The 13,075-nt window shown below is 67.0% G+C and carries 12 protein-coding genes; 9 read left to right on the plus strand and 3 right to left on the minus strand.

The window, feature by feature from the left end; all coding sequences use genetic code 11:
• Positions 1-60: 60 nt before the first annotated feature.
• Positions 61-843: a M15 family metallopeptidase gene (locus LRP66_RS04920; protein ID WP_230481391.1), complete on the minus strand. Its 783-nt coding sequence runs from the start codon at positions 841-843 to the stop codon at positions 61-63.
• Between the two features lie 49 nt (positions 844-892).
• Between LRP66_RS04920 and LRP66_RS04925 the strand changes: the two genes are divergently transcribed.
• Together LRP66_RS04925 and arfB are read left to right on the plus strand one after the other, a co-directional pair.
• The gene (locus LRP66_RS04925) at positions 893-1,537 is read left to right on the plus strand and encodes an RluA family pseudouridine synthase (protein WP_230481392.1); all 645 of its coding nucleotides are present in this window, start codon (positions 893-895) and stop codon (positions 1,535-1,537) included.
• Positions 1,538-1,548: 11 nt separating this feature from the next.
• Positions 1,549-1,974, plus strand: coding sequence for an alternative ribosome rescue aminoacyl-tRNA hydrolase ArfB (gene arfB / locus LRP66_RS04930; protein ID WP_230481393.1), 426 nt, complete (start codon positions 1,549-1,551; stop codon positions 1,972-1,974).
• Between the two features lie 118 nt (positions 1,975-2,092).
• Here arfB and LRP66_RS04935 read toward each other — a convergent pair whose 3' ends face one another.
• Positions 2,093-2,470, minus strand: a complete 378-nt coding sequence (locus LRP66_RS04935; RefSeq protein WP_230481394.1) for a hypothetical protein — start codon at positions 2,468-2,470, stop codon at positions 2,093-2,095.
• A 124-nt stretch (positions 2,471-2,594) separates the two neighbouring features.
• On the opposite strand from LRP66_RS04935, the gene LRP66_RS04940 reads away from it, so the two are divergent.
• From LRP66_RS04940 to LRP66_RS04970, 7 genes are all read left to right on the plus strand, one after another.
• Positions 2,595-3,557 carry an ArsR/SmtB family transcription factor gene (locus LRP66_RS04940; protein WP_230481395.1) on the plus strand — a complete coding sequence of 321 codons (963 nt, stop codon included), beginning with the start codon at positions 2,595-2,597 and terminating at the stop codon, positions 3,555-3,557.
• Positions 3,554-4,495, plus strand: coding sequence for a methylenetetrahydrofolate reductase (metF, locus tag LRP66_RS04945; RefSeq protein ID WP_230481396.1), 942 nt, complete (start codon positions 3,554-3,556; stop codon positions 4,493-4,495). Before LRP66_RS04940 ends, metF begins: the two co-directional genes overlap by 4 nt.
• 231 nt (positions 4,496-4,726) lie before the next feature.
• A complete protein-coding gene (locus LRP66_RS04950; RefSeq protein WP_230481397.1) occupies positions 4,727-5,773 on the plus strand; it encodes a homocysteine S-methyltransferase family protein in 1,047 nt (348 codons plus the stop codon).
• A 144-nt stretch (positions 5,774-5,917) separates the two neighbouring features.
• On the plus strand, positions 5,918-8,518 hold the full coding sequence (gene metH / locus LRP66_RS04955; RefSeq protein ID WP_230481398.1) for a methionine synthase: 2,601 nt from the start codon (positions 5,918-5,920) through the stop codon (positions 8,516-8,518).
• A gap of 175 nt (positions 8,519-8,693) precedes the next feature.
• Positions 8,694-9,854: an EAL domain-containing protein gene (locus LRP66_RS04960; protein WP_230481399.1), complete on the plus strand. Its 1,161-nt coding sequence runs from the start codon at positions 8,694-8,696 to the stop codon at positions 9,852-9,854.
• Between the two features lie 122 nt (positions 9,855-9,976).
• A complete protein-coding gene (gntA, locus tag LRP66_RS04965) occupies positions 9,977-10,696 on the plus strand; it encodes a guanitoxin biosynthesis heme-dependent pre-guanitoxin N-hydroxylase GntA (protein WP_230481400.1) in 720 nt (239 codons plus the stop codon).
• Positions 10,693-11,289: a DUF1989 domain-containing protein gene (locus tag LRP66_RS04970; RefSeq protein WP_230481401.1), complete on the plus strand. Its 597-nt coding sequence runs from the start codon at positions 10,693-10,695 to the stop codon at positions 11,287-11,289. The genes gntA and LRP66_RS04970 overlap by 4 nt, the downstream gene beginning before the upstream one ends.
• A 29-nt stretch (positions 11,290-11,318) precedes the next feature.
• Here the strand turns inward: LRP66_RS04970 and LRP66_RS04975 are convergent, their stop codons facing one another.
• A complete protein-coding gene (locus tag LRP66_RS04975; protein ID WP_230481402.1) occupies positions 11,319-13,016 on the minus strand; it encodes an alkaline phosphatase family protein in 1,698 nt (565 codons plus the stop codon).
• Positions 13,017-13,075 lie beyond the last annotated feature (59 nt).

Genomic DNA, 13,075 nt, shown 5'->3' on the forward strand with positions numbered 1-13,075 from the left:
GGGGTGCCGATGGGCGCCCCCGCTTTCCTTTTGGGTAAACGTCGAAGGCCAGGGGAAGCCCTAACGCCGCCGACCCCTCTTCACCGGCGCAGGCGGAGCCACCACCGGCGTCACCACCGGAACCGGCGGCTGGCCCGTCACCCGGACCTTCAGCAAATCGCGCACGCCCGGATTCGCGGGAAACTGCGCCCGCGCCCTCGCGAAGATCGCGCGGGCCTGCGCCGCGCCCGGCTCGGCCGGGCTGGTGCCGACCCAGCGCCAGTGCCAGGGTTCCCACTTCACCCTCTGCTGATTGCCCGCCGGAAAGCTCATCTCGAACCCGAATCGCGAAGCATTGGCGATCAGCCAGCGTGCGGCGGGCGAGGCGGCCATGCAGGCCTCGGCATCCGGGCACCCCCGTGCCGGGCGTACCGCGAAGTCGATCGCGTAACCGGTCGCGTGCTCGCTATGCCCCGGCGGCGCGACCGAGATGGCGCGTTCGGCGGCGGAGACGCTGCGGTCGCGGCAGAAGACGTTGCGTTGACGTGCGACCTCGCGATGGCAGGACAGGCCGTGGAGCGTGCCGCCGACCGATGGATCGGCCCGCGCCGCGTCGAGCAGCCGCTGCAGATCGGGGATCATCGCGCGGTGCAGGCGGCAATAGGGCTTGAGCCCGAAGCCGGGCGGCGCCGGCACGATGTCGGCGGGCGACGCGTCGCCATAGGGGAAATGGCCCGCGACCCGGCCATCGGGGCCCGGTGGCGGCAGCGGGCCGTCACAGCCCTGCGCCTGCGCGACGATGGGCATCGAGGCGATCGTCAGCAGCGCGAGGAGGCGGAGGAAAACGGCGAGAGCGGTCGGCATGTCGCGCGTGGCTCTGGCATGTCGGCGCGCGCGGTGGCAAGGGAGCGCGATGCACGGAGATCGCGTTCTATTCATCGACGGCGAGGCGCTGGTGATCGACAAACCGGCGGGCCTTCCCGTCGATCGGCCCCGCAACGGGTCGATCAGCCTCGAAAACCATCTGGAATCGCTCAAGTTCGGGTTCAAGCGCTGGCCGCATGCGGTACACCGGCTGGATCGCGATACCAGCGGCTGCCTGTTGCTGTCGCGCAACCCCAAGGCCCATGCGCGCTTCCAGCAGGCATTCGAGGGCGGGCTGGTCGAGAAGCGCTACCTTGCGGTGCTGGGCGGCCTTGTCGAGGGCGAGGGGATGATCGACCTGCCGCTCGCCAAGGTTTCGAGTCGCGAGGAAGGCTGGCGGATGGTCGCCGATCCGTCGGGCAAGGCGGCACGGACCGCCTGGCGCGCGCTGCGTCACGAGGGCGGGCGCACATTGGTCGAGTTCCGTCCGGAAACCGGGCGCACGCATCAGATCCGCGTCCATGCGGCGACCGGTCTGGGCGCGCCGGTGGTCGGCGATCCCGTCTATGGCGCGGGCGAGGCGGGGGGCATGTTGCTCCACGCCGCCAGCCTGACCGTGCCGCGCGGCGCCGACAAGGACCCGATCACGGCGGAGGCCCCGGTGCCCGAACGCTTCGGCGCGTTCCGGGACTAGGGGGGCGGGCGATGGCGCTGATCCCCGTCACCCGCGCCATCGCGATCGACGAGCGCGAGATCGCCGAGAGCTTCACCCGTGCCTCGGGTCCGGGCGGCCAGCATGTGAACACCACCGACAGCGCGGTGCTGCTTCGCTTCGACGTGGGCGGCTCGCCCAGCCTGCCCGAGATGGTGAAGGCGCGGCTGGCGGTGCTCGCGGGACAGCGTCTGAGCAAGGACGGCGTGCTGACGCTGCGCGCCGATGCCAGCCGTTCGCAGGAAATGAACCGGCGCGAGGTCCGCGAGCGGCTGATCGACCTGATCCGTGAGGCGACGATCGTGCCCAAGAAGCGCCGTCCGACCAAACCGACGCGCGCCTCGCAGACGCGCCGGGTCGACGCCAAGAAGGGGCGGGCCCAGGTCAAGGCGGGGCGAGGCAAGGTGCGGTTCGATTGAGCGGGGTAGAGCGTGGAAACCCTCACCACGCGCCTCCACGGCGAAGCCCGGAAGCGAAAAAGAAACGGGCCGACGATGTTTCCATCGCCGACCCGCCCTTACTATCAGGGGTAGGCGCTTAGCGCTTCACATCCTCACCGGCGCGGACCAGGGCGTTACCGGTCGCCTGGCGTGCATTATCGGTGCCGCGTTCGATCTTGTCGCCCGCGCGGTCGAGGCCGCGATCGATATTGTCGCCTGCCTGGTCGGCCTTGGCAGCAGCGCGGTCGCCCGCACGATCGAGCTTGTCGCCAGCGCGGTCCATGGTGTTCTCGGCCGAGTTCAGGGCCTTGGAGGTCGCGGCTTCGACATCGTCCGATGCGTTCTGGGTCGTCGCCTTGACGTCCGAACCGATCGCGTCGGCCGCCTGCTGCGTCTGTTCGCGGCTGTTCTGGCTGCACGCGGCGAGCGAGATGGCGGCGGCGCCGGTCATGGCGAGGATCATGGCCTTCTTCATGGCATACACTCCCGTTTTCACTATTGATCGGCGTGCCAACGCAGAGAGACCGTTTCGGGTCCGTGACTTAGGAAATGAGTTCCTGTCGTTGACCGCATATAAAGATATCTTTATATCGTGATCCATGGCCAACGCGCTCGAAATCTTTCGCGCCCTCAGCGATCCGACGCGACTGCGCATCCTCGCCTTGCTGCGTTCGATGGAGCTGTCTGTGGGGGAGCTGGCGCAGGTGCTGGGACAGAGCCAGCCACGGGTCAGCCGTCATGTGAAGATCCTGGTCGATGCCGAACTGGCCGAACGGCGCAAGGAGGGAAGCTGGGTCTTCGTCGCGCTTGGCGACCGCGAGGCGGTGGATCCGATGATGGCGGCGCTGGATCGCTGGACGGCGGACTCTCCCGACCCCTGGATGGTCGCGGATGTCGCGCGGCTGGCGGCGGTGCGCGCCGACCGCGCCGCGAGCGCGGCCGCCTGGTTCGAGGATCACGCGGGCGAGTGGGATGCGATCCGCTCGCTCCACGTCGCCGACAGCGAGATCGAGGAGGCGATGGCGGGCCTGATCGGCGAGGGCGACCTCGGCACGCTGATCGATATCGGCACCGGCACCGGGCGGATGCTCGAGCTGTTCGGCAATCGTGCCGACGCCGCCCTGGGGATCGACCGGTCGTCGGAGATGCTGCGGCTTGCCCGCGCGAAGCTGTATGGCCGGGCCAATACCGAATTGCGTCAGGCCGATCTCTACGCGCTGCCGATGAGCGATGGCGCGGCGGATATCGCGATCCTCCACCACGTCCTCCACTTCGCGCAACAGCCCGGCGCGGCGATCGCCGAGGCGGCGCGGGTGTTGAATGCGGGCGGACGGCTGCTGATCGCCGACTTCGCTCCGCATGATCGCGAGGAATTGCGGCAGCGCGCGGCGCATAGCCGTCTGGGCTTTGCCGACGAACAGATTGCGGGCTGGTTCGGCCCCGCCGGGCTGACGCTGGCGCAGACCGAGACGCTGGAAGGTGGCGAACTGACCGTCAAACTCTGGCTGGGTGTGAAAAAGGGGCTTCGGCCCGTCGAGACGAATAGGGTGAAGGCGGCATGACGAACACGATCCTGACGCGAGCAGAGGCCGCGCTGGCGCATGAGGAACCGCTGTTCGCCGATGTCGGCGGCGATATCGCGGTCAGCTTCGAATTCTTCCCGCCCAAGACGGAGAAGATGGACGCGCAGCTCTGGGATGCGATCCGCACGCTGGAGCCGCTCGATCCGCGCTTCGTCTCGGTGACCTATGGCGCTGGCGGCTCGACCCGCGAGCGGACCCATGCGACCGTCGCGCGCATCCAGCGCGAGACGACGATGGACGCCGCCGCGCACCTCACCTGCGTCGAGGCGACCCGCGAGGAGATCGACCAGGTCGCGCACGAATATTGGGCGGCGGGCGTGCGGCACATCGTCGCGCTGCGCGGCGATCCCCCCGCCGAGGGTGCGCGCTTCGTCAGCCATCCGGGCGGTTACGAGAATGCCGCCGATCTGGTCGCGGGCCTCAAGAAGTTGCACCCGTTCGAGATTTCGGTGGCGGCCTATCCCGAATGCCACCCGGACTCGGTCGACCAGGCGGCGGACATCGACAATCTGAAGCGCAAGATCGACGCGGGCGCGACCCGGGCGATCACGCAATTCTTCTTCTCGCCCGAGGCCTATTTCCGTTTCCGGGACGCGGCGGCGGCGGCGGGGATCACGGCGGAGATCGTGCCGGGCATCCTGCCGGTGTCGAACGTGGCGCAGACACGCAAGTTCGCCGCGATGTGCGGCGCGCGCATCCCCGACTGGATGGACCGGCTGTTCGAGGGGCTGGACGACCATCCCGGCGCGCGCCAGTTGGTCGCCGCGACGATTGCGGCCGAGATGTGTCGTCGGTTGTATGCGGGCGGAGTGAAGGGGTTTCACTTCTACACGCTCAACCGCGCCGAACTGGCCTACGCGATCAGCCATTTGCTGGGCGTGCGGGGGAAGACGGCGGAGGCGGTCGCGGCGGCGTGATGGTAATGCTTCGGGGGTAGGGGCGATAAGACATAGGGTTTCGCTTGCGGCTTGCCCTCCCCCGACCCCTCCCGCCTGCGGGAGGGGAGAAGAGAATTGAGGGTCGACCGTCGACCTGGGCACGCCCCTCCCGCAAGCGGGAGGGGATGGGGGAGGGCAGGGCCGCAGGCAAATCGTCTGAGGCTCTCCACCCCGAAAAGAACAACCGCTCGCCAGAGCAGGAGCAAGACGATGACGACCCGCGACACCTTCCTGGCCGAAGCCGCCAAGCGCATCCTGATCACCGACGGCGCGTTCGGCACCGAGATCCAGAACTGGAAGCTGGACGAGGCGGCCTATGCGGGAACGCTGGGCCTGACCCATGACCAGAAGGGCAATAACGACATACTGGCGCTGACCAAGCCGGAGGTGCCCGAATCCATCCACCGCGCCTATTTCGAGGCCGGGGCGGACATTGCCGAGACCAACACCTTCTCCGCCAACCGGATCAGCCAGGCCGATTACGGCGCCGAGCATCTGGTGCGCGAGATCAATGTCGAGAGCGCCAGGCTCGCCCGTCGCCTCGCCGACGAATATCAGGCGAAGGATGGGCGCCCCCGCTTCGTCGCGGGCGCGATCGGGCCGACCAACAAGACGCTGTCGCTCAGCCCGGACGTCAACGATCCGGGTTACCGCGAAATCGACTTCGATTTCCTCAAGGACGTGTACCGCGAACAGATCGACGCGCTGGTCGAGGGCGGCGCGGACTTCATCCTGATCGAGACGGTGTTCGATACGCTCAACGCCAAGGCGGGGATCATGGCAACGATCGAGGCGGGCGAGGCGCTGGGCCGCGAAATCCCGATCATGCTGTCGATGACGCTGACCGACCTGTCGGGGCGCAACCTGTCGGGCCATACGGTCGAGGCCTTCTGGCACGCGGTTCGCCATGCCAGGCCGCTGACCATCGGGCTGAACTGCTCGTTCGGGGCGGAGCAGCTGCGTCCGCATGTGAAGACGCTCTCCGAAATCTGCGACACGCTCATCATGATCTATCCCAATGCCGGGCTGCCCAACGAGCTGGGGGCCTATGACGAGGCGCCCGTCACCACCGCCGGTCTGGTCGGTGAATGGGCGGTCGAGGGGCAGGTCAATGTGCTGGGCGGCTGCTGCGGCTCGACCCCGGCACATATCAAGGCGATCGCGGACAAGGTGCGCGGCATGAGCCCTCGCGCGATCCCGACCCCGCCGGTCGTCACCCGCCTCGCCGGGCTGGAGCCGTTCACCATGGCGGCCTGAACACTCCTCCCCGGAACGGGGAGGGGGACCAGCCGGAGGCCGGTGGAGGGGGGTATCCACCAGCGACATGATTTGCGGAGACCCCCCTCCACCAGCTTCGCTGGTCCCCCTCCCCGCGAGCGGGGAGGATTTGAAGAAGAACCCATGACCCAGACCGCATCCTCCACCAATTTCGTCAATGTCGGCGAGCGGACCAACGTCACCGGCTCGGCGGCGTTCAAGAAGATGATCCTGGCGGGCGATTACACCCGCGCGGTGGAGGTGGCGCGCAGCCAGGTCGAGAATGGCGCGCAGGTGGTCGACGTCAACATGGACGAAGGGCTGCTCGACGCCGAATACGCCATGACCACCTTCCTCAAGCTGATCGCCGCCGAGCCCGATATCGCGCGCGTGCCGATCATGATCGACAGCTCGAAGTGGAGCGTGATCGAGGCGGGGCTGAAGTGCGTCAGCGGCAAGCCGATCGTCAATTCGATCAGCATGAAGGAAGGCGAGGAGTCGTTCCTGTACTATGCCCGCCGCTGCATGGCGTATGGCGCGGCGGTGGTGGTCATGGCCTTCGACGAGGTCGGGCAGGCCGACACCAAGGAGCGCAAGGTCGAGATTTGCGCGCGCGCCTACGACCTGCTGATGGGGATCGGCTTCCCGCCCGAGGATATCATCTTCGACCCCAATGTCTTCGCGGTCGCGACCGGTATCGAAGAGCATAACAATTACGGCGTCGACTTCATCGAGGCGTGCCGCGCAATCAAGGCGCGCTGCCCGCACGTCCATATCTCGGGCGGCCTGTCGAACCTGTCGTTCAGCTTCCGTGGCAACGAGCCGGTGCGCCGCGCGATGCACTCGGTGTTCCTGTACCACGCCATCCCGGCTGGCATGGACATGGCGATCGTCAATGCGGGGCAGCTCGACGTGTACGACACGATCGACCCCGAACTGCGCCAGGCGTGCGAGGATGTCGTCCTCAACCGTGACCCCGAGGCTGGCGAGCGGCTGGTCGCGCTCGCCGAGCGCTATCGCGGCACCGATGCGGTCGCCGAGAAGCAGGCCGCCGAGTGGCGCAGCCTGCCCGTCACCAAGCGGCTGGAATATGCGCTGGTCAAGGGCATCGACGCGCATGTCGTCGACGATACCGAGGAATGCCGCCAGCAGTTCGCCCGGCCGATCGAAGTGATCGAAGGCCCGCTGATGGACGGGATGAACGTCGTCGGCGACCTGTTCGGTTCGGGCAAGATGTTCCTGCCGCAGGTGGTGAAATCCGCCCGCGTCATGAAGAAGGCGGTCGCGCACCTGCTGCCCTTCATCGAGGCGGCCAAGGAACCGGGCGCCAAGGGCAAGGGCAGGATCGTGCTCGCGACCGTGAAGGGCGACGTGCACGATATCGGCAAGAACATCGTCGGCGTCGTGCTTCAGTGCAACGGCTTCGAGGTGGTCGATCTGGGCGTCATGGTCCCCTGGTCGAAGATCATCGCGGCGGCGAACGAGAATGATGCCGACATGATCGGCCTGTCGGGCCTGATCACCCCGTCGCTGGACGAGATGGTGACGGTGGGCGAGGAGATGCAGCGGGCGGGCATGACCATGCCGCTGCTGATCGGTGGCGCCACCACGTCCAAGGTCCACACCGCGCTGCGTATCGCGCCTGCCTATTCGGGCCCGGTGGTCCACGTCCTCGACGCCAGCCGTGCGGTCGGCGTGGCGACGACGCTCGTGTCCGACACCCAGCGCGACCCCTATGTGGCGCAGGTCGCCGCCGATTACGAAGCGGTCCGCAAGGCGCGCGAGGGGAAGGGCGCCAACGCACTCCTGCCGCTGGAGGAGGCGCGCGCGCGTGGCTTCGTGGCGGATATGGCGTTGAAGGCGAGTGAGCCGAAGCAGCCGGGCGTCCATGTCTATCAGGACTGGGACCTGTCCGACCTGCGCGACTATATCGACTGGACGCCGTTCTTCCGCGCCTGGGAGTTGGCGGGCAATTTCCCGGCGATCCTGACCGACGAGGTCGTGGGCGAGAGCGCCAGCGGGCTGTACGCGGACGCGCAAGCCATGCTCGACACGATCGTCGCCGAGAAGTGGCTGACCGCGCGCGGTGTCGCCGCGCTCTGGCCGTGCCGCCGCGATGGCGACGATGTGATCCTGACCGCCGAGGGCACGGAGACCCGCATTCCCTTCCTGCGCCAGCAGATCGCCAAGCGCGAAGGACGCGCCAATATGTGCCTGGCCGACTTCATCGACCCGGCGGGCGACTGGATCGGCGGCTTCGCGGTCGGCATCCATGGCATCGACGCGCATATCGATCGGTTCCGGGCAGGACATGACGATTATAACGACATCCTGCTCAAGGCGCTGGCCGACCGCTTGGCCGAAGCCTTTGCGGAGCGCCTCCACGCGCATGTCCGCACCGACCTTTGGGGCTATGCGGCGGGCGAGCAACTGACCAACGAGGCGCTGATCCGCGAGCAGTATCGCGGCATCCGCCCCGCGCCGGGCTATCCCGCCTGCCCGGAACACAGCATCAAGCGCACGCTGTTCGATCTCTTGGGCGCCGAAGAGGCGGTCGGGCTGGAACTGACCGAAAGCTTTGCCATGCTTCCGACGGCGGCGGTCAGCGGCTTCTACTTCGGGCACGCACAGGCCGAATATTTTGGCGTGGCGCGGATCGGCGAAGATCAGGTGGCCGACTATGCCGAGCGGCGCGGTGTCGACGTCCCCCAGGCAAGTCGTTGGCTTCGGCCCAATCTCGACTGATCACAGCCTACTGTCGCAAATGACCGGATCGTCTCGGCCGCATCTTTCATGGTTAATGGCAAAGCTTTCATCTTTGCAGCGGGTTTGATTGACGATAGTCATCCTCATTAATGTTGGCGATGTTCCGGCGCATTTTGGCCGGGGAATATCGTCGGCTTGGGGGGGGTAGGGCACGGTGCCAGGCAGGCCGTTCGAAATCGAGATCAGCAACTTCGAGTTGATCGAGGCATGTTGGGGCAGTGTCGTGGCGGATCAGGTGGTCGGCCATATCCAGACGCGGTTGCGCCATATCGGGCTGGGTTATGAACAGCAGGGCGCGCGCCATCGGTTCCGGATCACCAGCGACATCCGGACCGGCGGCCCGGTCGAATGGGATCGACTGGCGGACCTGTCCTATCGCCTGACGATCGAGCCGATCGCGATCGCGTCGACCACCGGCACTCCGGCGACCGCGCTTCATGCGGTGATGACCTGGTATCGCGACGATCCCCCACGCTATCGCGGCCCGCGCGATATCCAGCGCGATCATGGCGAGCGCTGGTTCGCCATATACAAGAGCGACATGCAGATCGTCGCCCATGCCTTTCGCTGTGCGGCCGACGGGCGGATGATCCCGCACTGGCAACCCGTCTGCGATTTCCGCGATCCGTCCCGCGTGCTGTATCACGAAGGCCTGGTCCGCTTCGGCCAGGACGGCGAGGCGTTGACGCCCGCGATAATCTTCCCCGCGCTGGAGCGGACGGGGATGGCGACCACCTTCGACTGGCTGATGGTTCGCCGCGTCCTGGAGGAATTGCGTGCCGATCCGGCCGCCACGCTGGGGGTCAATATCTCGGCCAGTTCGGCGCATCTGAACGGCTGGTGGCGGGGGATCCTCGCCGAACTCGCCATCCGCCCCGATATCGCGTCGCGGCTGGTGGTGGAGATCACCGAGACCGAGCCGATCGTCCATATCCGCGAGACGATCGCGTTCGCGCAGCAGGTGCGCGCCATCGGCGCGACCGTCGCACTGGACGATTTCGGCGCGGGCTATACGTCGATCCGCCAGCTCATGGATCTCGTCCCCGCACTGGTGAAGATCGACGGGCTGTTCCTGCAGCGCGCGGTCCGGGCGATCCAGCCCTGTCACAGCCTGCCGCACCTGATCGGGCTGATCCGCGAACTGGGCGGCACGGTCATTATCGAAGGTGTCGAGACGCCGGAGATGGCGGACCTGGCCTTCGTCAGCGGCGCCTTATGGCAGCAGGGCTATCATTACGGTAGTCCCGGACCGGTCCGCACCGGTCGTAGCGGGGGGCAGGAATTGTCGCATGTCGCGATGCGGGCGGCCGGCTGACCAACCAATCGCAGTCGCGATCTTGATCCTTATCAATCCCGATAACAACGTTTGCCAATTCATTGGGAATACGGAATCTTTTCCCTGGAACGTCCATGGGTGACCCAACGTTTGTGGCATCCATGTTAGAAACGGTAAGCAGTCTTTTCCCCGCCAGCGACCCCAGCGAGCCTGAATCGGCCGCGTTGCTGCGTGCCCATATCGCGGCGGCGGATTTTCCGTGTGTCGGCGCCAAAGCCGCGATGGCGCGGGGGACGCTCGAAATCCTCGGGGCCCGCGATATCGCCAGCGCCTGGGACGATCTGCGCATCCATGACAGTCTTCGCCGCTTCGCCGAACGCTATCGCGCCGAACCGCAACTCTTCCGCAGCCTGGCGGTGGTGTTCGCCGGACCCGACCGGCTCGACGAATCGGCGTTCGAACGCGCGGTCTGGGCACGCATCCAGTCGCTCTCGGACAAGGATGTCTGGCTGGGGCAGGAATGGGACCACAGGGTCAGCGCCAATCCCGACGACCCGCATTTCTCGCTATCCTTCGGTGGCGAGGCGTTTTTCGTGGTCGGTCTTCATCCGGGCGCGAGTCGACCGGCGCGGCGTTTCCCGCGTCCGGCGATGATCTTCAACCTGCACGACCAGTTCGAAATGCTGCGCGCACAAGGGAAGTACGAAACGATGCGCGAGAAGATCATGGTACGCGACGAGGCGCTGGCCGGATCGCGCAACCCGATGCTCGCGCGGCATGGCGAGGTCAGCGAGGCGCGACAATATAGCGGTCGCATCGTCGAGGAGGGCTGGCGCTGCCCCTTCCACTATACCGGCGCGCCGGGCGAGGCCGAGCGATGAGCGCCGAGACCGTCGAAATTCCGCCGCGCAGCGGGGACGCCTTTCGCATGGCGAAGGGCGACAGCCTGACCGTGATCGATCCGCGCGGGCGGCAGGTCGCGGATCTGCTCGCATTCAACGCGGACGATCTGGACGAGGTGATATCCTCGGGCCGGACGCTGGATTATGCCGAGACGATCCGGCTGACGACGGGGCATCGCCTCTATTCCAACCGGTCGCGGGTGATGCTGGAGATCGTCGCGGACAGGGTCGGGATGCACGACTTTCTGCTGACGCCGTGTTCGGTCGATACGTTCGACCATTTCTACCCCGACCTGCCGCGTCACCGGGGATGCTTCGGCAATCTGGCGGCGGCGCTCGAACCCTTCGGCATCGTGCCAGACCGGATACCGGTGGCGTTCAACTGCTTCATGAACGTGCCCGTCGACGGCGCGACGGGCAGGCTCGAGGTGCTGCCGCCGCTCAGCGGGCCGGGCGACCATATCCGCTTCGTGGCGCATATGGACCTGGTGATCGGCCTGACCGCCTGTTCCGCACCTGCGTCCAATGGCGGGTCCTTCAAGCCGATCCAGTACCGGGTAGATCGCCCCTAGCTACGCCCCGTGCCGGGGAGCAACGACCGTCACCGCTTGCACGTATCGGCAGGACCCGGATCCAGATCGAGACACCGCCCGTCCACGCCGGGGATTGGCAGGCCGATCGTCGCGGCCAGCGTGGGGGCGATGTCGACCGTTTCCACCGACAGCGGCTGTTCGAAGCCGCTCATGCCCTTGCGCCAGAACAGGATCGGCACGCGCCGGTCATAGTCCCAGGGCGACCCATGCGTCTCCACATAGCCGGGTGCCGGTTCCTCGATCGTCGTGACGCGGGGCTTGAGCAGGATGAGCAGGTCGCCCGACCGGGTCGGGTCATAGGACGACCGCGCCTTTTCCTTCAGCGTCCATGTTTCGGGCGGCGTCGTCGGCCACGGGGTCGCCGCGATCTCGTCGCGGGTCAGCGCGGCGGCGACCTGCGGCAGTGCTTCGTAGCGACGCTTGGCCTCGGCCAGCACTCGCGTTCGCGTCGCGGGCGGCAGCGCACGGTTGATATAGACGTCGCCCTCCGCACTCAGCAGCAGCGGGGGCGAGTCGGGCAGGCCCAGTGCCTGCGCGATGGCGGCGGACATGGCCTTGGTCTTCGCCTCGGGCGCGACATGGCTTTCCATCGGCATCGCGCGAAGCTGTTGCCGCTCGGTCATGTCGTGCGCGCCGTGATCGGCGGTCAGCATGACTTCGTAGTCGACCCCGGTCGCATCGAGCACGTCGAAGAATCCGGCCAGCGAGCGGTCCAGTTCGGCCATCTGGATGCACATCTCGGCCCCCTGGGTGCCCAGCGCGTGGCCGATATAGTCGGTCGCCGACAGCCCCACCGACAGGATGTCGGTTTGCGGCCCCTGGCCCAGCTTCATGTCCTGGACGAAGCCCGCCGCCATCGCGAGTACGGCCGCATCGGCGGCTGGCGATACGCGGAAGCCCTTCAGATCGCCTGCCGCGCGCTGGAACCGGCCGGTGCCCAGCGTCTGGCCGCCGACCGTGATCGCCCGGTCGAGCGGCTTGCAATAGCCCGGCAGCGGCAAGGGGGCTTGCGGCGCGGCGACCAGATCGGCGACCGCCTTGCGTGTCCGCGCCACGACCGGCGGCACGGCGCGCCCGGCATAGGAGACATAGGTCTTGCCGTCCCACCACCAGATCTCGTCCATCTTGTGCCCGCCCATCATCACGGCGGCGCGATCCTTGCCAGCGACGGAGACGGTGCGGACGCGCGGATCGGCGGTCTTCATCCGTTCGCCAAGCGTCGGCACCTTCAGGTGCATGTCGGAGACGGTGTAGTTGTTGTGGTCCTGCCCCGCGACGCGTTCGTCCTCCGAGCAATAGACGATCTTGTCCTGACGCCCGACCGACTGGTCGACCCAGTTGTTGGCGATGATCCCGGTATGCGCGGGGCGATAGCCGGTCAGGATGGTCGAGTGGCCGGGGCAGGTCTCGGTCGCGGCATGGCTCTGATAGCCCGAGGGGAAGACCGCGCCGGTCAGCAGCCGCGCCATGCCGCCGGTGAAGTGGTTGCGATATTGCTGGAACAGGTCCGCCGAGAACTGGTCGACCGAAATGGCCACGATCAGCTTGGGCGGCGTGGTGGGAAAGGGGGGCTGCGGAAGAGCGGGCTCGGCCACGACGGGGGCGGGCGGTGCATAGCCCGGCACCGGACTGGCATTGTTCTGGGCGGTCGCTGGCGTGGCGAACAGGGCGGCGGAGGCCAGGAGCGCGGCAGTCAGGGAGTTCATGGGCAACCTTGATGCAAAGCGGGAACGGGGGCGCTATGGAACGCCAAACGGGGTTTGGG

Origin of the sequence: Sphingomonas sp. Leaf21, assembly GCF_916858675.1 — a bacterium.
Lineage (GTDB): Bacteria > Pseudomonadota > Alphaproteobacteria > Sphingomonadales > Sphingomonadaceae > Sphingomonas.